Annotated in this window: 12 protein-coding genes; 3 read left to right on the forward strand and 9 right to left on the reverse strand. The window is 75.4% G+C overall.

What is annotated here, in order from left to right; translation table 11 throughout:
- Window positions 1-31 precede the first annotated feature (31 nt).
- From ACIQUQ_RS07835 to ACIQUQ_RS07870, 8 genes are all read right to left on the reverse strand, one after another.
- A complete protein-coding gene (locus ACIQUQ_RS07835) occupies window positions 32-328 on the reverse strand; it encodes a hypothetical protein (protein WP_403972461.1) in 297 nt (98 codons plus the stop codon).
- A gap of 334 nt (window positions 329-662) precedes the next feature.
- A complete protein-coding gene (locus ACIQUQ_RS07840) occupies window positions 663-1,481 on the reverse strand; it encodes an HpcH/HpaI aldolase/citrate lyase family protein (RefSeq protein ID WP_403972464.1) in 819 nt (272 codons plus the stop codon).
- Window positions 1,478-2,821, reverse strand: a complete 1,344-nt coding sequence (locus ACIQUQ_RS07845) for a CaiB/BaiF CoA transferase family protein (RefSeq protein ID WP_403972466.1) — start codon at window positions 2,819-2,821, stop codon at window positions 1,478-1,480. The genes ACIQUQ_RS07840 and ACIQUQ_RS07845 overlap by 4 nt, the downstream gene beginning before the upstream one ends.
- A 47-nt stretch (window positions 2,822-2,868) precedes the next feature.
- Complete coding sequence (gene rbsK / locus ACIQUQ_RS07850; RefSeq protein ID WP_403972469.1) at window positions 2,869-3,798, reverse strand: ribokinase; 930 nt, start codon at window positions 3,796-3,798, stop codon at window positions 2,869-2,871.
- Window positions 3,795-5,096 carry an ADP-ribosylglycohydrolase family protein gene (locus tag ACIQUQ_RS07855; protein WP_403972896.1) on the reverse strand — a complete coding sequence of 434 codons (1,302 nt, stop codon included), beginning with the start codon at window positions 5,094-5,096 and terminating at the stop codon, window positions 3,795-3,797. The genes rbsK and ACIQUQ_RS07855 overlap by 4 nt, the downstream gene beginning before the upstream one ends.
- Before the next feature lie 2,246 nt (window positions 5,097-7,342).
- The gene (locus tag ACIQUQ_RS07860) at window positions 7,343-8,488 is read right to left on the reverse strand and encodes an ADP-ribosylglycohydrolase family protein (RefSeq protein WP_403972471.1); all 1,146 of its coding nucleotides are present in this window, start codon (window positions 8,486-8,488) and stop codon (window positions 7,343-7,345) included.
- An 8-nt stretch (window positions 8,489-8,496) separates the two neighbouring features.
- The gene (locus tag ACIQUQ_RS07865; protein ID WP_403972898.1) at window positions 8,497-9,960 is read right to left on the reverse strand and encodes an ADP-ribosylglycohydrolase family protein; all 1,464 of its coding nucleotides are present in this window, start codon (window positions 9,958-9,960) and stop codon (window positions 8,497-8,499) included.
- Between the two features lie 1,754 nt (window positions 9,961-11,714).
- Window positions 11,715-12,701 carry an ADP-ribosylglycohydrolase family protein gene (locus ACIQUQ_RS07870; RefSeq protein WP_403660812.1) on the reverse strand — a complete coding sequence of 329 codons (987 nt, stop codon included), beginning with the start codon at window positions 12,699-12,701 and terminating at the stop codon, window positions 11,715-11,717.
- A gap of 295 nt (window positions 12,702-12,996) precedes the next feature.
- Here ACIQUQ_RS07870 and ACIQUQ_RS07875 point away from each other — a divergent pair, with 295 nt between their 5' ends.
- Window positions 12,997-13,728 (forward strand): VIT1/CCC1 transporter family protein, encoded by a 732-nt coding sequence (locus ACIQUQ_RS07875; RefSeq protein WP_403972474.1) that lies wholly within the window; start codon window positions 12,997-12,999, stop codon window positions 13,726-13,728.
- 15 nt (window positions 13,729-13,743) lie between these two features.
- On the opposite strand, the gene ACIQUQ_RS07880 is transcribed toward ACIQUQ_RS07875, so the two are convergent.
- Window positions 13,744-14,588 (reverse strand): IS5 family transposase gene (locus ACIQUQ_RS07880; protein WP_403972476.1). Its coding sequence is split into 2 segments (ribosomal slippage): window positions 13,744-14,258 and window positions 14,258-14,588, totalling 846 coding nucleotides; the frame shifts between segments, so codons are not numbered across the junction.
- A 628-nt stretch (window positions 14,589-15,216) separates the two neighbouring features.
- Here ACIQUQ_RS07880 and gltB point away from each other — a divergent pair.
- Complete coding sequence (gltB, locus tag ACIQUQ_RS07885; RefSeq protein WP_403972901.1) at window positions 15,217-19,758, forward strand: glutamate synthase large subunit; 4,542 nt, start codon at window positions 15,217-15,219, stop codon at window positions 19,756-19,758.
- A complete protein-coding gene (locus ACIQUQ_RS07890; protein ID WP_403972478.1) occupies window positions 19,751-21,214 on the forward strand; it encodes a glutamate synthase subunit beta in 1,464 nt (487 codons plus the stop codon). The genes gltB and ACIQUQ_RS07890 overlap by 8 nt, the downstream gene beginning before the upstream one ends.
- The last annotated feature ends 130 nt before the right edge of the window (window positions 21,215-21,344 follow it).

Raw genomic sequence — 21,344 nt, forward strand, 5'->3', positions numbered from 1 at the left:
CCGTGGCGGGCCTGCGGCGTTCCGGGCCGGATCAGGCCTCCGGGCTCTGCGGGGTCTCCGTGCAGTCCGGGGCGGCCGGCGGGTCGGGGACGAAGACGCTCAGGGCGTAGGTCGTGGGGTGTTGCAGGCGGCCGCAGAACATGTCGAAGCGGAGCAGGGCGGGGTCGGCCAGCTCGGGGCGCTCCCCGGCCAGCCGGATCGCGTACTCCCGGCACTCGGCGTAGCTGGGGGCGTGGAACACCCGCTCCCACCGGCCGGGGGTACGGGCCGCCTCCGCCCGCCGGAGCTCCCGCTCGCGGGAGCGTTTTCGCTTGCGCTGTCCTGGCATCCGACCAGCGTGCCACCGGGGCCGGGGGCCGGGCATCCGAATTGCGGGCGCGCGGGCGGGGGGTACGGGCGGCGGCGGGCGGCCGGCCCGTCGCTCAGGCTGCCCGGTGCCGGTCCTGTGACCGGGTCCGGGGGCCTGTGCTCGGGTCCTGTGGCCGGGTCCCGGGTCCCGGCCGGTGGCCTGGACCCGGGGCCGGCGGGCGCCTCCGCTGCCGGGTCCCGAGGCCGGTCCTGTGGCGGCAGGCGCCTACGCTGCCCGGCTGCCCGGTGCAGTGCGGTGCCCGGGCGTTCGGTGCCCGGCCGGGGGGCCGGCCCCCAGCTGGCCCCGAGGTCCGTCAGCCCGGGGTACGGTCCGCCAGGGCCAGGACGCGGCGGGCTCCCGCCACCACCGCCGGGTCGACGAAACGGCCGTCCGGGAGGGCGGTCGCCCCCGGGGCCGTGTCCGCCGCGCCGATCACGGCGCGGGCCGCGTCGACCTCCTCCGGGGTCGGCAGGTAGGCCCGGACGATCACCGGCAGCTGGCGCGGGTGGATGGCCGTACGTCCCAGGAAGCCCAGGGCGCGACCCCGGGCGCAGGACGCGGCCAGGCCGTCGAGGTCCCGCACGTCCGGGTACACCGACTGCGGTGGCGGGGGCAGGCCGGCCGCGCGGGAGGCCACGACCACGCGGGAGCGCGGCCAGTCGAGGCCCTCCTCCGCGGTGACGTTCAGGTCGGCCCGCAGGTCCGCCTCGCCCAGCGCGAGCCCGCGCAGGGCCGGGTGCGCGCGGGCGATCGCGTACGCCTGCTCGACCCCCAGCGCCGACTCCAGCAGCGCGTACATCGCCGTGCCCCCGGTGCGCTCCGCCACCGCGGTGACCTGGGCCGGGTCGGTGATCTTGGGGAGGCGGAGCGCGGACAGGCCCCGGACCTGCGCCAGCGCGCGCAGGTCCGCGTCGAGCCAGGGTGAGCCGAGGACGTTCACGCGGACGTGCACGGGGACGGGCGGGCGGCCGGCCAGCAGGTCTGCGGTCGCGTCGCGGGCGTACTGCTTGCGGTCGGGGGCCACCGCGTCCTCCAGGTCCACGATCACCACGTCCGCCCCGGAGACCAGCGCCTTCCCGACCACCTCGGGCCGGTCGCCGGGTACGTAGAGCCAGGTCAGCGGCAGGGTCACAGCGCCCCCGCCGCCCGCAGCCGGGCGATCTCCGCCGCCGGCAGGCCGAGGTCCGCCAGCACCTCGTCGGTGTCGGCGCCGTGCGGGCGGCCGGCCCAGCGGATGCCGCCGGGGGTCTCGGAGAGCCGGAACAGCACGTTCTGCATCCGGATCGGGCCGAGTTCCGGGTCCTCGACCTCGGTGACGGTGTCGAGGGCGGCGTACTGGGGGTCGGCCATCACGTCCCGTACGTCGTACACGGGCGCCACCGCCGCCTGGGCCTCCTCGAAGGCGGCGACCACCTCGTCCGCCTTGTGGCGGGAGATCCAGCCGCCCACCGCCTCGTCGAGCTCGTCGGCGTGCCGGGCCCGGCCGGTGCCGGTGGCGAACCAGGGCATGGCGATCAGGTCGGGGCGGCCCACGAGGCGCATCACGCGCTCGGCGATGGACTGGGCCGAGGTGGAGACCGCGAGCCAGCGGCCGTCGGCGGTGCGGTAGGTGTTGCGCGGTGCGTTGTTGGTGGAGCGGTTGCCGGTGCGGGGCTGGACGTAGCCGAGCTGGTCGTACCAGAGCGGGTGCGGGCCGAGGACGGTCAGGATCGGCTCGATGATCGCGAGGTCGACCACCTGGCCGCGCCCGGTGCCGGCCCGGGCGGCGAGCGCGGTCATGACGGCGTACGCGGTGGTCAGCGCGGCGATGGAGTCGGCGAGCCCGAAGGGCGGCAGGGTCGGCGGGCCGTCGGGCTCGCCGGTGATGGCGGCGAAGCCGCTCATCGCCTCGGCGAGGGTGCCGAAGCCGGGGCGGTGGGCGTACGGGCCGGACTGGCCGAAGCCGGTGACCCGGGCCAGCACCAGGCGGGGGTTGGCGGCGCTCAGTTCCGGCCAGCCCAGGCCCCACTTCTCCAGGGTGCCGGGGCGGAAGTTCTCGATCAGGACGTCGGAGCCGGCGGCGAGGCGGAGCAGCACCTCCCGGCCGCCGGGGGTGGAGAGGTCGAGGGTCATGGTGCGCTTGTTGCGGCCCAGCAGTTTCCACCAGAGGCCGATGCCGTCCTTGGCCGGGCCGTGGCCGCGGGAGGGGTCGGGGCGGGTGGGGTGCTCGACCTTGACGACCTCGGCGCCGAAGTCGCCGAGGAGGGTGGCCGCGAGGGGGCCGGCGAAGAGGGTCGCGAGGTCGAGGACGCGGAGGCCGGCGAGGGGGCCGGGGGAGGGGGAGGCGGTGGGGGAACCGGTGGCGGAGGAAGCGGCTGAGGGGGAGTTGGCCGGGGCGGCGTCGGTGAGGGCGGCGTCGGCGGGGGAGCCGGCCGGGGCGGCGTCGTCGGCCTCGTCGGCCGGGGTGGAGGAGTGAGCGGTGCTCTCGGTCATGGGTGATGCTCCGGGGCGTGAGCGGTGGGTGCGGTGGTGCGCGGTGATCAGGTGTGCGGCGGGTGCTCTTCGGCGAGAGCGGTGATCTCGGGGCGGTGGGGCATCGAGGCGGAGGCGCCGGGCCGCTGCACCGAGAGGGCGGCCGCCGCCGAGGCCCAGCCGAGGGCCTCCCGTACCGGCCGCCCCTCGCCCAGCGCCACCGCCAGCGCGCCGACGAAGGTGTCGCCGGCCGCCGTGGTGTCCACGGCCCGCACCCGCGGCGCCGGCACCGCGTACGGTTCCGCGCCCCGCGCCGCGTACAGGCACCCGGCCGCCCCCAGGGTGACCACCACCTCCGGCACGTCGTGCAGCAGCGCCTCCGCCGCCTGCCGGGGGTCGGTGAGCCCGGTGAGTGCCGCCGCCTCGTGCTCGTTCGGCACCAACAGGTCGGTGGCGGCGAGGAGTTCCGGTGACAGCGGCTGGGCGGGTGCGGGCGTGAGCACGGTACGGACGCCGTGCGCCCGGGCGGCGCGGGCGCCCGCCACGACCCCGGACATCGGCAGTTCCAGCTGGAGCAGCAGGGCGCCCGCGCCCGCGATCCGGGCCTCGTCGCCCGGTTCCAGGCCGGTGACCGTGCCGTTGGCGCCGGGGACCACGACGATGGCGTTGCCGCCCTCGTCGTCCACCGTGATGTGCGCGGTGCCGCTGGGACCCTCCACCGTGCGCAGCCCCGCCGTGTCGATGCCGGCCTCGGCCAGGGTGGCCCGCAGCCGCACGCCGAACCCGTCGGCGCCGACCGCCCCGACCATCGTCACGGCGCCGCCGGCCCGCGCCGCGGCCACGGCCTGGTTGGCGCCCTTGCCGCCGGGGACGGTGCGGAACTCGCGGCCGGTCACCGTCTCCCCGAGGCGGGGGGCCTTGGCGACGTAGGCGACCAGGTCCATGTTCGTACTGCCGAGCACGGCGATGCGGGGGCGCGGCGGGGAGGTGGGGTTCACGGGCGGTTCGCCTCCTGGGCGGTGAGGGCGGCGAGGGCGTCGAAGCCGATGCCGTCGAAACCGGTGACGCTGGTCGCGAGCCGGTTCTTCAAGGGTGCGGTCCAGTGGCCGGGGATGCGGTCGGGGGCGCCGGCCAGCAGTCCGGCCAGCGAACCCGCGGTGGCGCCGGTCGAGTCCGTGTCCCAGCCGCCGGACACCGCACGGCACACGGCGCCGGAGAACTCGCCGTCGGAGTGGGTGAGGGCGGCGGCGAGCAGCGCGGTGTTCGGGATGGCGTGCACCCAGTGGTAGTGCCCGAACCGGCGGTGCAGCACGTCCACCACGTCGTCGAACGCGTCGTGCCGTTCCGCGGTGTCGATCCCCAGGCGGACGGCCCCGGCGAGCCGGGAGCGGGGCGGCACGTGGGCGAGCCCGGTGCGCAGCGCGGTGTGCGCGGTCGCGGTGCCGGAGGCCGCGTCGGCGAGCGCGGCGGCGGCGAACACCGCCGCGTAGACACCGTTCGCGGTGTGCGTGAGGCAGGCGTCCCGGTACGCCTGCGAGGCGGCGCGGGCCGGGTCGCCGGGGTTGGTCCAGCCGTGCACGTCGGCGCGGATGAGGGCGCCGATCCACTCGCGGAACGGGTTGTGGCGGGTGGCGGTGAGCGGCGGTTCCAGGCCGAGGAGGAGGTTGCGGTACGCGACGCGCTCGGCGGTGAAGGCCCGGCCGGCGGGCAGCTCGTCCAGCCAGACGCGGGCCACGTCGGCGGTGCGGAAGTCCTTGCCGTGGCGCCGGAGGAGCAGCAGGTTGAGGAGCGGGTAGTTGAGGTCGTCGTCCTCGGGCATGCCGTCGATGTTCTCGGCGAGGGACGTGCCGGCGGACCGGCGGTTCCACGGGTGCGCGGCGAGCAGCTCCCGGGGCACGCCGACGGCGGTGAACCAGCCGCGCAGCGGCCAGTTGCCGGCGGCGCGGGCGAGGGCGCGGATGCCGTCGAGCGGCAGCTTCTCGACGGGCTTCCCGAGCAGACACCCGACGGCCCGCCCCAACCAGGCTGCTTCCAGACGGTCTTGGAGCGGGGTCCGCCCGGCGGGGGGTGCCCCCGCGGGAGTTGTTCCGGGGGGAGTTGCCCCGGCAGGGGTTGCCCCGGCCGCCGCCGGCTCGGCCGCCCCGGGGGGTTCGTGCGGGTCGCGGGGGTGGTCGTACGGGGTTGGTGCCCGGAGCCCGTGCTGCCCGGTGGTGGATGGTCCGGTTGGCGTCGGGTTGGCCGCCCCGGGGCGCTCGTGCGGGACGCGGGGGCGGTCGTACGGGCCTGATGCCCGCAGCTCGTGACGTCCGGCGGTGGACGGTCCGGCCGCCGCCCGCTCGGCCGCCCCGAGGCGCTCGTGCTCGCCCCGGCGCCCGTTGTACGGGCTTCCGGTGCCCGGAGCGGGGTGCTGCCGCGGCGAGAGGGCGGCGGGGCGGTCCTGGCGGGGCGTCGCTCCGGCGGAGCCGTCGGCGGGCCGGGGGCTGCCGGGTGGGGTCGGTCCCGCGGGGTGGGTGTCCGCAGGCGGGTGGCCGTGGGTGGCTTCGGCGTGGGGGCTCGTGAGCGGCGTGACGGCGTCCGGTGCCGGCCGAGTCGTGGCTCCGCCCGGAGCGGTCCAGGTCATGCCTCGGTGGTCGTGGTCGTCGTCGTACCGGTACGGGGTGGGCCCCGTCGGCGTTCCGGCGTTGAGGGGCGCCCCCGGCGGTGCCGGTGCCCGGGTGCCGGACGCCGGCCCGTGGGGTGCGGAGGCATGGGCGCCGGGAGCGGCGCTGCCGGCGTCGGCCGGTGGTGCGGGTGCCCGGGTGCCGGACGCGGGCCCGGGCGGCGCAGGAGACGGGGACTCGGGGGCGGTGTTCCGGACGCCGGAAGGCGGCGCGGAGGCCTGGCAGGGGGAGGGCCCGGGCGGTGTGGCGTGGTGCCGGTGCCGGGCGGCCGGGTGCCGGGCGGCCGCGGCCCAGGGAGGGGCGGAGGGGAGGGCCGGAGTGCCGGCGGCCGCGGGGCCGTGGTCGGGGGCGGGCCAGTCCCACACCGCCGGTTCGTGCGCGGCCAGCGGGGAGGGGAGGGCGGCCAGCTCGTCCAGCAGCCGGACGGCGAGGTCCCGCAGGTGTGCGGGGGCCGGTACGGGCGAGGCGCCGGCCCGCTCCGCTGCCAGGTGCCCGCCCGCCGCGAGCCACGCGGCCCGGACCGCGGCCGCGTCCCGCCCGTCCTCCTCCGCCAGCCGCAGCTCGTGCCCGACCAGGTCCTCGGGCTGCGCCCACGTGAGCCGCAGCAACGCCCCGGAGTCAGGACCGGCCCCGGGGCCGGTGGAACGTACGGGCGCATCCTGCGCCGCAGCGCGAGCCGCGCCGTCGGAGCGAGGGGGGCCGCCCGCCCCCGGGCCGTGGGCCGGGGGCGTCCGTGCCGGAGCCGCCGGAAGGTCCTCGCGGCCGGGCCCGCGCACCCGTGCGGCCGGACCCGCTCCGGCCGCCGAGGCCGGGTTGTCGGCCGGGGGTGTCTGCGGGGCTGTGGTGTGCGGTGGCGCGGCCGGGCCGGCACCGGCCCTGGGGCCGTGCCCGGCGGCCGAGGCCGAGGCCGCGGTACGCCGCACCGGCGGCTCCGGCGCTGCCGGGTGGCTCGGTGCGCACGGCGGTCCGGGCGGCGTTTTTGCGTGGGGAGTGGTGGGGCGGGCGGTGGCCGGCGGGTCGGTCCGTGCGTGCGGAGCCGGGCGCGCCGCCCCGACTACCGGTGCGGCCGGGCCGACTCCGGCATCCGGGGCCGGTGCCGTGGACCGCACCGGCGGATCCGGTGGTGCCGGGCGGGAGGAGCCGTGCGGTGGTGTGGCCGCGGCCGCGCCTGCGTCCGGGGCGAGGCCCGTGGCCGGGTGCGTGGCGGTCCGGGCCGGCGGATCCGGTGGCGTCGGGCGGCCCTCCGGGGCGCCCCCCGTGCCCGGGCCGGGTCCGGGACGCGGGTCGGCCGTTGTGGTCGCTGGCGTGGTGGTCCTGGTCGGGGGGTTCGCGGGTGTCGGACGCGCCGGCCGGTGCGGTGGTGTGGGCTGGGTGTCCCGTGGGGCAGGGGCGGTGCCGGGTGGTGCCGTCCTGGTGCGCCCCTTGCCCGGGGCGGCTCCGGGACGTGGGTCGGCCGTTGTGGTCGCTGGTGTGGTGGTCCTGGTCGGGGGGTTCGCGGGTGTCGGACGCGCCGGCCGGTGCGGTGGTGCGGGCCGGGTGTCCCCTGGGGCCGGGGCTGTGCCTGTTGGTGTGGGCAGGGTGTCCCCTGGGGCCGGGGCGGTGTCCGGGGGTGCCGTCCTGGTGCCCCCTGCGGCCGGGGCGGCTCCGGCGGCAGGGCCGGGGGCGGTGGGGCGTGCCGGTGGTTCCGGGCGTACCGGACGGGATGGTGCGGCGGCGACGCGCCCCGCGTCCGGTGCGGCTCCGGCGTCCACGGTGGCCAGCGGTGCGGCGGCGACGCGCCCCGCGTCCGGTGCGGCTCCGGCGTCCACGGTGGCCGGCCGTGCCGGGGGTTCCCGGTGGGGCGGGGTGTGCCGGGAGGCGGGTGGCGGCGGGGTGGGGCCCGTCATGCGGGGGCCGTCAGGGTCGCGAAGGCGGACTCGTGGGCGCGGCGGCGCGCACGGTCGCGGGCGAAGACCTCCCGCGTCACGGCCGCCATGACCGCAGCCGGCCCGTGCAGGTCGAGCCGGCTGGCCTCGGCCACCCGCTTCGCCCACGCCTCCGGCACCCCCGCCTCCCCGTGCAGCGCCCCCGCCAGGGCGCCCGCCATCGTCGCGATCGAGTCGCAGTCCCGGCCGTAGTTGACCGCCCCCAGCACCGCCGGCTCGTACGCGCCGTCCGCCACCACCAGCATCCCCAGCGCCACCGGCAGTTCCTCGATCGCGTGCAGCCGCGAGGGCCGCCGCGCCGCGAGGGAGGGGGAGCGGTAGTCGGGGCCCACCGAGTCGTACGGCGCCACCGCCGCCCGCAGCGGAGCGAGCGCCGACTCGAAGTCCCGGTACCGGCCCGCGACTTCGGCCACCGCCTCGATCGCGGCCCGCGTCCCGTCCTTCGCGAGGCCGAGGGCCGCGCCGACCACCGAGTCCACCGTCGCACCCGGCACGAACGCCGCCGCGACCGCGGCCGCGAACACCCCGGCCGCCTCCCGCCCGTACGAGGACTGGTGCGCGCCCGCGATGTCCAGGGCCTCCGCGTACGCCCCGGCCGGGTTCCCGGCGTTGACCACGCCGACCGGCGCCATGTACATCGCCGCACCGCAGTTGACGATGTTCCCGCTGCCGGCCTCCCGCGGGTCCACGTGCCCGTAGTGCAGCCGCGCGACCAGCCACTTCTCTGCGAGGAAGATCCGCTGGAGCGGCAGCGCCTCCGCCTCCAGCTCCGGGATCCAGCGGGGCGTCGAGACGAGGTCCGGGACGAGGTGGTCGGCCACCGCGTACGCGTCCAGGTGGTCGCGCACCGTCCCGTAGACCCGTACCAGCGCGTGGGTCATCAGGGTGTCGTCGGTGACGTGCCCGTCGCCCTTGTGGTACGGCGCGATGGGGCGGGCCGTGCGCCAGTCCTCGTACCAGGGGCCGACGATGCCGTGGATCCGGCCGCCGTGCCGTTCGCTGATCTGCTCGGGGGTCCAGCCCTCCACCGGGCCGCCGAGCGCGTCGCCGACGGCGGCCCCGACGAGACACCCCGCTGCTCGGTCTTCCAAAGTGAGCGTCATGTCCCGAATCATCCCTTGGGTGAGGTCAGTTCCGTGCGACTGAGCAGCCCGGCGAGTTCCACCAGGTCGGTGCCGGCGAGCCGGGGCAGGGCGCAGCCGGACAGCGTCCGGCAGGCCTCCCGCCAGGGGCCGGGCAGGCTCGCGCCGCCGCCGAGTGCGCCGGTCAGGGCGCCCGCGAGGGCGGGGGCGGAGTCGGCCACGCGGGAGAGGCAGGCGGCGGCCGGTACCGCCTCCGCCACCCGGCCGCGGGCCGCGGTGGCGAGGGCGAGGGCGACGGGCACGGTCTCGGCCGCGGCGATTCCGTAGCTGTAGACGTGGTCGACGATCTCGTGTTCCAGGGTCGGGACCAGCCCGAAGGCCCCGCTGCCGGCCTCGGCGGCACGGGCCAGCTTGACGGCGTGACGGGCGTTGCGGCCGATCTCGGTGGCCTCGGGGAGTTGCGCGAGCGCGGCGTCGACGGCCGCGTCGACGTCCTCGCCCGCGAGGGCGGTGGCGATGGCGGCGGCCATCGCGCGGGCGCCGTGCACGCCGTCGCCGTCCTGGGTGTACCGGGCGTCGAACTCGGCGAGGTCGGCGGCCGCTTCGGGGTCGCCGGGGTGGACGACGGCCAGCACGGCGGCCCGTACGCAGGCGGCGTCGTCGAAGTAGTGCGGGTTGTCGTGGCCGGTGGCGGGGGGCCGCAGGCCGGTGGCGAGGTTGCCGAGGCCGGCCCGTACGGAGATCCGCGCGCGCAGCGGGAGCACGGCGGACTCCACCTCGGGTGCGCGTTCCGCCGCGGCGGCGACCTCGGAGGCGAGGGCGTTCCAGGCGAGGTCGATGGCGGCGCGCATCCGGCGCGACCGGCTGAGGTCACTGAGCAGCACGCCGGCCGCGGTGAGCACCGACTCGGCGGCGAACGCGGCCCATTCGGCGTCGTCGGAGGGGCCGAGGCGGAGCGGCTCGGGGGGCTGGTTGAGCGCGATGGGGACGGGGAGGGTGGTCGTGGCGTTCTGCTCGGCGAAGGTGTCGAGCTCGCGGGTGAGGCGGCGGGTCCACTCGGGCATCCGGCTGGCCCGGTGCCGGGCCGCGGGCCACCCGGCGGCGTCTCCGGCGGCGAGCCCGAGCAGCAGCCCCTCGATCCGCCCGCCGGCTCCGCCGGGTACGCGGGCGTCGGGGTCGGTGCGGGTGCCCCTGCCGGCAGGGGCTGTACGGGGCTCCGTCCGGGCAGGGGTTCCGGCGGAACGGCCGGTACGGGCCGTAGCGGCCTCCGACCGGAGGCGCGCTTCGACAGGGGCACCGGTCCGGGCCGTACCGGGCTCCGTCCGGGCGGGCGTTTCGGTGGGGGTGCCGGCCCGGGGCGTGCCGGGCTCGCTCCTGGCGGGCGCTTCGGCGGGTGCGGTACGGGGTGTGTGGGCCTCCGTCCTGCGGGGCGCTTCGGCGGGGGCGCCGGCGCGGGGCGTGCCCGGCTCCGCCCGGGCGGGTGCGCCCGTCAGGGCCGTACCGACTTCCGCGCCGGGACGGTGGGGGGCCGGCGCGGCCGGGTGGGCCCGGGCAGTGCCGGCCCGCGTACCGGGGCCGCCCGCCGGAGCCGTGTCGGCGTCCGCACCCTCCGCCCTCTCGGGCGCCTCGCTGCCGGGATGGGGCGCCGAACCGGGGCGAAGGGCGCCCGGTGTGGCCGGCGTGCCGAGGAGAACACCGGCCGCCGACCCGAACGCGCGGATCCGCACGGCGGAGCGGAGCCGGCCGGCCGCCCCACCCGAAGGCGCCGCCCCGCCAGGGCGGTCGGGGGCCCCAGCCTGCCCCCCGAGCCCGCTCGTCCTTGTGTCGGACGCGGCTGCCGGACCGGTACCGGGAGGGCTCCCGGGACACGCGACCGTGCGGGTGCCGGTACCGGTGCCGGCGTCGGCCGTGGTGAGGATTCCCCCGCCGGTGGTTCCGGGGTGCGTGGTCGTGTCCGTGCCGGCATCTCTGTGGCCCCGGGCCGTGCCCCTGTCCGCCCAGGTGTCTCGGTCGCCCTCGCGCGGAGCGTCCGGACCGCTACCCGTCCCGGCCGCCGTGCGCGTGCCGGCATGTGCGCCGTCGGAGGGTGCGGTGTCCGCTGCCGTGCCGGTCTTGCCCGCCGTGACGGTGCCGGCAACTGCGCCGCCGGCAAGCGGGGCGTCCGCGCGCGAACCGGCCCGGGCCCTACCGGTGCCTCCCGGCCTCCCGGTGTCCAGGCCGTCGGCCGTGGCGTCGGGCCGCGAGTGACCGGTCGACGTGTTCGCAGTCCGGGTGACGGGCCCTTCGGGCTCGTCGTGCGGTGAGCGTGCGTCCGTGGCGGGCGCAGCCACCTGCGCAGGGCGCCCGGGGCGCGCGTCCGGGGTGGTGCCGGAGGCGCGTCCGGGCCCCTCGCCCGGGGCGCGGGTCGGCGCGGCCGGGTCGACGCAGGGCCGGAGCGTCGCGTCCGCGGCCGGGCCGGCCGACTCCGCCCGGCCCGGGGCACCCGGTTCCCGGCCGGAGAGACCGGCCGCCGCTCCGGGTGCGTGGCCGGACAGCGGCGGGCCGGCCGAGCGCTGCGCGCCCGCCCGTACCTGGTGCATCGGCCGCCCGGCGCTGCCCCCGGACCCGGTCCCCGCTCCGCCCCGTGCCGGGCCGGAGGTCCCCCGCCCCGCGCTCGGGTCCGCACCGTCGGCGTGGGTGCCCGAGGGCGGTGGTTCCGGCTGGAACCGGGCGGCAGTCAGGGCGGGCGCGGGCTCGGCACCCCCGGTCCGGGCGCGGCCGCCGTCGCGGGGACCGTGCCCGGCGTCCGCTGCGGCGCTTCCGGACCTGTCGCTTCCCCGGGGCCCTTGGATGGCGCCCGTGCCGTGGTCCGTGCCGTGCCCGCAATCCGTCGGCCCACCGTGTTGCCCGGCCCGGAGGCTGCTGTCGTCGGCTGAGCCGGGGCCGGGGCCGGGGCCGGGGCCGGTCTCCGGTGTTCCGGAACCGGGCCGATCGCTCGCCCGGGGGTGCTGTCCGATGCGGGCTTCCGCGTCGTGGTCCGCTCCCGGCGCGTCGGAGGTCCGCTCGTGCCGCTGCCCGGCGCCGCCCTCCGGTCCGTCGTCGGTGTTTCGTACCGCCTTGCCGGGCCCGTCGCTCCGTACGGGCCGCTGGGCGTCGGCCCTCCGGCCGCGAGCCGGCCCGTCGGCCGCGCGGAGCGGCGTACCCGGGGCCGGGGCGTCGTCCGGCAGGGCGGGGGCGGGGTCCTGGGGGTCGGGGGAGTACGGCGGGGTCATCGGGGGGGCTCGCATTCGGGGGTGAGGAGGTCCGCGATGTCCAGGACGTGGTAGCCCCGCATCGAGGGGAGGCAGCTGCCGCGTACGGGGCCGATGGCCGAAGACCAGGCCTCGGGGATGGCTCCGACGCCCGACAGGGCACCCGCGAGCGCGCCCGCCACCGCGGCCGTGGTGTCGGCGTCCCGGCCCATGTTCACTGCGGTCAGCACCGACCCCGTGAAGTCCCCCGAGGCCGCGGCGAAGGCCCCGAACGCCAGCCCCACCGCCTCCGGCGCCAGGTCGGTCCAGGGGTAGCCGCCGATCACCACGGCCGACCGCACCGCCCGCTCCCCGCGCGGTGCGGCCGTCACGGCCCGGCGCAGCGAGCGGGCCGTCCAGGAGTCGGACGGGATCACCGACAGCGCGGCCGACACGATCGAGCCCGGGCTGCCGCCGGCCATGGCCGCCGCGACCCCCGCGGCCACTGCCTGGCCGCCGTAGATGCCCTCCCCGTCGTGGCTGACGGTGCCGTCGATGGCCACCAGCCGCGCCGCCTCGGCGGGCCGGCCGGCCGCGAACACCCCGAAGGGCGCCGCCCGCATCGCCAGCCCGTCCGACCACGCGTGCCGGTGCTGCGCCGAGATCGGCGCGGCCAGCCCCCTGCGGAGGTTCTCCAGCGTGCCGCGCTCCGAGAAGCCCGCCCCCCGGAACGGCCCCTCGTCCAGGTCCGCGATCCAGTGGTGCCAGGCGCGTTCGACGTGCGAGACGGTCAGCGCGGACCCGTGCCGGGCGAGCAACAGCCCCGAGAAGATGGCGTACTCGGTGTCGTCCGTGCCCGCCGGGTCGTCCGAGACGAAGCCCTCGATCCGGCCCCAACGCGCCCGGATCTCCGACGGCTTCATGTTCTCCGCGGGGGCGCCGAGGGCGTCGCCGACCGCCAGGCCCATCAGAGCGCCCCTGGCCCGTTCCAGGAGGACCTGCGGATTGCATGCAATCTGCGTCATGGCGCGCCTCTCCACTTGGTGGGGCACGGTGATGTGCCCTTGGGGGATTTGTGCCATGCCGGGGGGTTCGCCGAGCGTCGCGAAACACCACCGTCACCCGGTCGCCGACCCCCTGCCCGAAGGCGGGCAGAGGCCCAAAACCCCTGGTAAGTACGGCCTTCCTTGCTGGCGGGCGCCAAAAATCGTGCGTAGTTTCGAGGGTGTTCAGGGGAAGCGGAGTGCCTGCGGGCCTTCGCTTGTACGTCATGCACGCATGCCCGGCACGCGTGCCGCGCACGAGGGGATTTCTGGGGACATGTCCATCATCGACATCGAGGCACCGCTCCACACGGCCCACCGCGACAACCACACGCACCGCGATGTGAACGGTGGCTGGCTGCGTCCCGCGGTCTTCGGAGCGATGGACGGCCTGGTCTCCAACATCGCCCTGATGACCGGTGTGGCCGGCGGCGCGGTCGCCCCGGGCACCATCGTCATCACCGGCCTGGCCGGCCTTGCCGCCGGCGCGTTCTCGATGGCCGCCGGAGAGTACACCTCGGTCGCCTCGCAGCGCGAGCTGGTCCAGGCGGAACTGGACGTCGAGCGCCGCGAGTTGCGCAAGAACCCCATCGACGAGATGGAGGAGCTGGCCGCGCTGTACGTCTCGCGCGGCGTCGAGCCCGCCCTTGCCCGCGAGGTCGCGATGCAGCTCTCCAAGGACCCGGAGCAGGCGCTGGAGATCCACGCCCGCGAGGAACTGGGCATCGACCCGGGCGACCTGCCCTCGCCGCTGGTCGCCGCGGTGTCGTCCTTCGGGTCGTTCGCGCTGGGCGCGCTGGTCCCCGTACTGCCCTACCTGCTCGGCGCGACCGCGCTGTGGCCCGCGGTGATGCTGGCGCTGCTCGGCCTGTTCGTCTGCGGCGCCGTAGTCTCCCGGGTCACCGCCCGCTCGTGGTGGTACAGCGGACTGCGGCAGCTGGTGCTGGGCGGCGCGGCCGCGGGCGTCACCTTCCTGCTCGGCTCCTGGATCGGCGGCGCGGTCGGCTAGGCCGTTTCCTTTGGATCATCTCGCTGACCAGATGAAGATGGCGGCGAGGTGGAGTCCGGCGAGGTAGATGGTGGCGGTCTTGTCGTAGCGAGTGGCCAGGCCGCGCCATTGCTTGAGCTTGTTGATGCAGCGTTTGACGGTGTTCCGCTGCTTGTAGGCCTCGCGGTCGAAGGCCGGCGGACGTCCTCCGCGACTGCCGAGCCGCTTGCGATTCGCGGCCTGGTCGGCGGGTTGAGGGATCACCGCCCGGATTCCCCGCCGCCGCAGATGACGGCGGATCGCCCGGGACGAGTAGGCCTTGTCGGCCAGGATCACCTCCGGGGTGACTCTGGGGCGGCCGATCCGGCGGGGCACCCGTAACCGTGCCATGACCTGGGCAAATGCGGGGGCGTCACCCGCCTGGCCAGGCGTGATGACGAACGCCAACGGCCTGCAGTGGCCGTCGGCAGCGAGGTGGATCTTGGTGGCCAGTCCGCCGCGGGAGCGTCCGAGGGCATGGTCGTCCGGCTCGCCGGCCGGGGCCCCTTTTGGCGGGCCCCGGCGGCGTGCTGATGCGCGCGGACGATCGTGGAGTCGACCGCGACGACCCAGTCCAGGTCGCCTTCTGCGTCGGCCTGGGCGAGCAGGGCGGTGAAGACTTTCTCCCAGGTGCCGTCGGCCGCCCACATCCGCAGCCGGTTGTGGGCGCCCTTCCACGACCCGAAACGCTCGGGCAGGTCCATCCACGGTGTCCCGGTGCGGTACTTGAACGCGATCGCGTCGATCACCTGCCGATGCTCACGCCACCGCCCACCCCGCTTCGGAGTCCGGTCCGGCAACAACGGCTCGATCCGCGCCCGCTGGGCATCAGTCAACGACACACATCAACCAACGATCAGATGATCCGAGAGAAACGGCCTAGCCGGGCCCGTTCCGCCCGCCTTCCGCCTCCCGCCTCCCGCCGCTCCCGCGCCGCGCGGTGCCCCCCTGGGCGCGCCGCGCGGCGCTCGCACGGGGAAAATCGGGGCAAAGGCCCCCGTACCGCTGTGGCCGACAGCGGGAAACGGAGGCACAGTGTGACGCACGCCCCGCCCGGGCGGCCCCGGCCGCTCTAGGTTCCCCGGCACGGAAGTGAGACACTATGCGGTACGCAACATAAGTAGTCTCTCGTGTTTGTTTATCGGCGGTTTCATCGGTGTGACCGCCGGGCATGAGACGAAGGCGCGCGGGCAAGGGTGCCCGCCTCGCGTCCCCAGGACCTCGTCGCCGGGCCTTTGAACCCTCAATCCGTCCGCGGAGGTCCCTCCTTTCTGCCTCGCGCAGTGTCCGCATGCTGGAATGCGATATCCGGTTCGCGGGATTGCAGTCATCATGTAACCTGCACGAAATTTCGCAGAGGGCCAACGTCGTCCCTCGGCACGTTCCAATGCCACGACGACGACGGGAGAGCCGATGCGTTCCGCATCCACGCACTCCGCGACCGGCCCCAGCAGCACCGCCTGGTCGCCGATGGACGGTCGCCCCGCCCCCCAGGGCATGTACGACCCGCGCAACGAGAAGGACGCCTGTGGCGTCGGTTTCGTGGCGAACCTCACCGGAGAGGCCAGCCACACCCTCGTCGAGCAGGCCCTGACCGTCCTGCGGAACCTCGAGCACCGTGGCGCCACCGGCTCCGAGCCGGACTCCGGTGACGGCGCGGGCATCCTGTCCCAGGTGCCGGACGCCTTCCTGCGTGAGGTCGCCGGATTCGAGCTCCCCGAGGCCGGCGCCTACGCCGTCGGCATCGCCTTCCTCCCCGCCGACGGCACCGCACAGGCCGTCGCCGTGGAGCAGATCGAGGCCATCGCCGCCGAGGAGGGCCTGACGGTCCTCGGCTGGCGCGAGGTCCCGGTCACCCCCGACCTGCTGGGCAACGGCGCGCGCGCCACCATGCCGGCGTTCTCGCAGCTCTTCGTCACCGACGGGGAGTCCGCCGGCCTGGAGCTGGACCGCAAGGCGTTCGTGCTGCGCAAGCGCGCCGAGCGCGAGGCGGCCACGTACTTCCCGTCGCTCTCCGCCCGCACCATCGTCTACAAGGGCATGCTGACCACCGGCCAGCTGGAGCCCTTCTTCCCGGACCTCTCGGACCGCCGCTTCGCCTCCGCGATCGCCCTGGTGCACTCGCGGTTCTCGACGAACACCTTCCCGAGCTGGCCGCTCGCCCACCCGTACCGCTTCGTCGCCCACAACGGCGAGATCAACACGGTCAAGGGCAACCGCAACTGGATGCGCGCCCGCGAGTCCCAGCTGGCCTCGGACCTCTTCGGCTCCGCGAACCTGGAGCGGATCTTCCCGGTCTGCACCCCGGACGCCTCCGACTCGGCCTCCTTCGACGAGGTGCTGGAGCTGCTCCACCTCGGCGGCCGCTCGCTGCCCCACGCGGTGCTGATGATGATCCCCGAGGCGTGGGAGAACCACACCTCGATGGACCCGGCCCGCAAGGCCTTCTACCAGTACCACTCCACGATGATGGAGCCCTGGGACGGCCCCGCCTGCGTCACCTTCACCGACGGCACCCAGGTCGGCGCGGTCCTCGACCGCAACGGCCTGCGCCCCGGCCGCTACTGGGTCACCGACGACGACTTCGTCGTGCTCTCCTCCGAGGTCGGCGTCCTCGACATCGACCCGGCCAAGGTCGTCCGCAAGGGCCGCCTGCAGCCCGGCAGGATGTTCCTCGTCGACACCGCCGCCAAGCGGATCATCGAGGACGACGAGATCAAGTCCGCGCTCGCGGCCGAGGCCCCGTACGCCGAGTGGCTGGAGGCCGGCGAGATCGAGCTTGAGGACCTCCCCGAGCGCGAGCACATCGTCCACACCCACGCCTCGGTCACCCGCCGCCAGCAGACCTTCGGCTACACCGAGGAGGAGCTCCGCGTCCTCCTCGCGCCGATGGCCCGCACCGGCGCCGAGCCGATCGGCTCCATGGGCACGGACTCCCCGATCGCGGCCCTCTCCGAGCGCCCGCGCCTGCTCTTCGACTACTTCACCCAGCTCTTCGCGCAGGTCACCAACCCGCCGCTGGACGCCATCCGCGAGGAGCTCGTCACCTCGCTGCGCTCCCACATCGGCCCGCAGTCCAACCTGCTGGAGCCGACCGCGGCGACCTGCCGGAACGTGCTCCTGCCGTTCCCGGTGATCGACAACGACGAGCTGGCCAAGCTCATCCACATCAACGCCGACGGCGACCTGCCGGGCCTGAAGGCCGTCACGCTCTCCGGCCTGTACCGGGTCGGCGGCGGCGGCGACGCCCTGGCCGCCCGCCTGGAGGCCATCTGCGCCGAGGCCGACGCGGCCATCGAGGGCGGCGCCCGCCTGATCGTCCTCTCCGACCGCCACTCGGACGCCGAGCACGCGCCGATCCCGTCGCTGCTGCTCACCTCCGCGGTGCACCACCACCTCATCCGCACCAAGCAGCGCACCCAGGTGGGCCTGCTGATCGAGGCCGGCGACGTCCGCGAGGTGCACCACGTCGCGCTGCTCATCGGCTACGGCGCCGCCGCGGTCAACCCGTACCTGGCCATGGAGTCGGTCGAGGACCTGCTGCGCGCCGGCACCTTCATCGAGGGCATCGAGCCCGAGCAGGCCATCAAGAACCTGATCTACGCCCTCGGCAAGGGCGTCCTGAAGGTCATGTCCAAGATGGGCATCTCGACCGTCGCCTCCTACCGCGGCGCCCAGGTCTTCGAGGCCGTCGGCCTGGACGAGGCCTTCGTCGAGCAGTACTTCAACGGCACCGCCACCAAGATCGGCGGCGCGGGCCTGGAGGTCGTCGCCAAGGAGGTGGCCGCCCGCCACGCCAAGGCGTACCCGGCCTCCGGCATCGCCCCGGCGCACCGCGCGCTGGAGATCGGCGGCGAGTACCAGTGGCGCCGCGAGGGCGAGCCGCACCTGTTCGACCCGGAGACGGTCTTCCGCCTCCAGCACGCCACCCGCAACCGCCGGTACGACATCTTCAAGAAGTACACGGACCGGGTGAACGAGCAGTCCGAGCGCCTGATGACGCTCCGCGGCCTGTTCGGCTTCAAGTCCGACCGTCCGTCGATCTCCGTCGACGAGGTCGAGCCGGTCTCCGAGATCGTCAAGCGCTTCTCCACCGGCGCCATGTCGTACGGCTCCATCTCCAAGGAGGCGCACGAGACCCTCGCCATCGCCATGAACCAGCTGGGCGGCAAGTCCAACACCGGTGAGGGCGGCGAGGACCCGGAGCGCCTGTACGACCCGGCGCGCCGCTCGTCGATCAAGCAGGTCGCCTCCGGCCGCTTCGGCGTCACCAGCGAGTACCTGGTGAACGCGGACGACATCCAGATCAAGATGGCGCAGGGCGCCAAGCCCGGCGAGGGCGGCCAGCTGCCCGGCCACAAGGTCTACCCGTGGGTGGCCAAGACCCGGCACTCGACCCCGGGCGTCGGCCTGATCTCCCCGCCGCCGCACCACGACATCTACTCCATCGAGGACCTGGCCCAGCTGATCCACGACCTCAAGAACGCCAACCCGGTCGCGCGCATCCACGTGAAGCTCGTCTCCGAGGTCGGCGTCGGCACGGTCGCCGCGGGCGTCTCCAAGGCGCACGCGGACGTGGTCCTGATCTCCGGCCACGACGGCGGTACGGGCGCCTCCCCGCTGACCTCGCTGAAGCACGCGGGCGGCCCCTGGGAGCTCGGCCTCGCCGAGACCCAGCAGACCCTGCTGCTCAACGGCCTGCGCGACCGGATCGTCGTCCAGACCGACGGCCAGCTCAAGACCGGCCGCGACGTCGTCATCGCCGCGCTGCTCGGCGCCGAGGAGTTCGGTTTCGCGACCGCGCCGCTCGTCGTCTCCGGCTGCGTCATGATGCGCGTCTGCCACCTGGACACCTGCCCGGTCGGCATCGCCACGCAGAACCCGGTGCTGCGCGACCGCTTCTCCGGCAAGGCCGAGTTCGTCGTGAACTTCTTCGAGTTCATCGCCGAGGAGGTCCGGGAGCTGCTCGCCGAGCTCGGCTTCCGCACGCTGGAGGAGGCCGTCGGCCACGCCGAGCTGCTGGACACCTCGCGCGCCGTGCACCACTGGAAGGCGCAGGGCCTCGACCTCGAGCCGCTCTTCCACGTGCCCGAGCTGCCCGAGGGCGCCGTGCGCCACGCCCTGGTCGAGCAGGACCACGGCCTGGAGAAGGCCCTCGACAACGAGCTGATCAGGCTCGCGGCCGACGCCCTGAACGCGGCGAACGCCGAGGAGGCCCAGCCGGTCCGCGCCCAGGTCGCGATCCGCAACATCAACCGCACCGTCGGCACGATGCTCGGCCACGAGGTCACCAAGAAGTTCGGCGGCGCGGGTCTGCCCGAGGACACCATCGACCTGACCTTCACGGGTTCGGCCGGCCAGTCCTTCGGCGCCTTCCTGCCGAGCGGCATCACCCTCCGCCTGGAGGGCGACGCCAACGACTACGTCGGCAAGGGCCTCTCCGGCGGTCGCGTGGTGGTCCGCCCGGACCGCGGCGCCGACCACCTGGCCGAGTACAGCGTCATCGCCGGCAACACCATCGGCTACGGCGCGACCGGCGGCGAGATGTTCCTGCGCGGCCGCACCGGTGAGCGCTTCTGCGTCCGCAACTCCGGTGCGCTGGTGGTCTCCGAGGGCGTGGGCGACCACGGCTGCGAGTACATGACCGGTGGCCGCGCGGTGGTCCTCGGCGAGACGGGCCGCAACTTCGCGGCCGGCATGTCCGGCGGCGTCGCGTACGTCATCGACCTGGACCGCAACAACGTCAACGTCGGCAACCTGGAGGCCGTCGAGGCCCTCGGCGACGACGACAGGCAGTGGCTGCACGACGTGGTGCGCCGCCACCACGAGGAGACCGGCTCGACCGTGGCCGCCAAGCTCCTCGACGAGTGGTCCGTCGCGGTGGACCGCTTCAGCAAGATCATCCCGACCACGTACAAGGCAGTGCTCGCCGCCAAGGACGCCGCTGAGCGGGCCGGACTCTCCGAGTCCGAGACCACCGAGAAGATGATGGAGGCGGCGACCCATGGCTGACCCGAAGGGCTTCCTCACCACCACGCGCCAGACCGCCTGCTCCCGCCCGGTCGAGGAGCGGCTCAAGGACTGGAACGAGGTCTACGTCCCCGGTTCCCTGCTGCCGATCATCAGCAAGCAGGCCGGCCGCTGCATGGACTGCGGCATCCCGTTCTGCCACAACGGCTGTCCGCTGGGGAACCTGATCCCCGAGTGGAACGACTTCGCCTACCGCGAGGACTGGTCGGCGGCGTCGGAGCGGCTGCACGCGACGAACAACTTCCCGGAGTTCACGGGCCGCCTGTGCCCGGCCCCGTGTGAGTCGGCGTGCGTGCTCGGCATCAACCAGCCGGCCGTGACCATCAAGAACGTCGAGGTCTCGATCATCGACAAGGCGTGGGACAACGGGGACGTCACCCCGCAGGCCCCCGAGCGCCTGTCGGGCAAGACCGTCGCCGTCATCGGCTCGGGCCCGGCCGGTCTGGCCGCCGCCCAGCAGCTGACCCGGGCCGGCCACACCGTGGTCGTGTACGAGCGCGCGGACCGCATCGGCGGCCTGCTCCGCTACGGCATCCCCGAGTTCAAGATGGAGAAGGTGCACATCAACCGCCGCATCGAGCAGATGCGCGCGGAGGGCACCAAGTTCCGCACCGGCATCGAGGTCGGCCGCGACATCACCGCCACCGACCTGCGCAACCGCTTCGACAGCGTGGTCATCGCCGCCGGCGCCACGGTCTCCCGCGACCTGCCGGTCCCGGGCCGTGAGCTGAACGGCGTGCACTTCGCGATGGAGTACCTGCCGCTGGCCAACAAGGTGCAGGAGGGCGACTTCGTCGCCCCGCCCATCACGGCCGAGGGCAAGCACGTGGTCGTGATCGGCGGCGGCGACACCGGTGCCGACTGCGTGGGCACCGCCCACCGCCAGGGTGCCCTCTCGGTCACCCAGCTGGAGATCATGCCGCGCCCCAACGAGGAGCGGAACGCGGTCTCCCAGCCCTGGCCGACCTTCCCGATGCTGTACAAGGTCACCTCGGCCCACGAGGAGGGCGGCGAGCGGATCTACTCCGTCTCCACCACCCACTTCGAGGGCGACGAGGACGGCAACGTCCAGGCCCTGCACCTGGTCGAGGTCGACTTCGTGGACGGCAAGCTGGTCCAGCGCGAGGGCACCGAGCGCCGGATCCCGGCCCAGCTCGTCACCCTGGCCATGGGCTTCACCGGCACGGACCAGGCCAACGGTCTGGTGCAGCAGTTCGGCCTGGAGCTGGACGAGCGGGGCAACGTGGCCCGCGACGCCGCGTACGCCACCAACGTCGACGGTGTCTTCGTCGCCGGCGACGCCGGGCGCGGCCAGTCCCTGATCGTGTGGGCCATCGCCGAGGGCCGCTCCGCCGCCCGCGGGGTGGACCGCTACCTGACCGGCTCCAGCACCCTGCCGTACCCGGTCAAGCCCACGGACCGCTCCCTGGTGGTCTGAGCACCCGGCAGTACCCGCCCCCTCCCGGGGCGACCCCTCATGCGGTCCGTACGACGAGGTACGGCACACCGACACGGCGCCCGCCCGTCCCCGACCGGACTCGCGGGCGCCGTGGCGTTCCCGGCCGGAA

This window comes from Streptomyces sp. NPDC101118 (genome assembly GCF_044759445.1).
Lineage (GTDB): Bacteria > Actinomycetota > Actinomycetes > Streptomycetales > Streptomycetaceae > Streptomyces.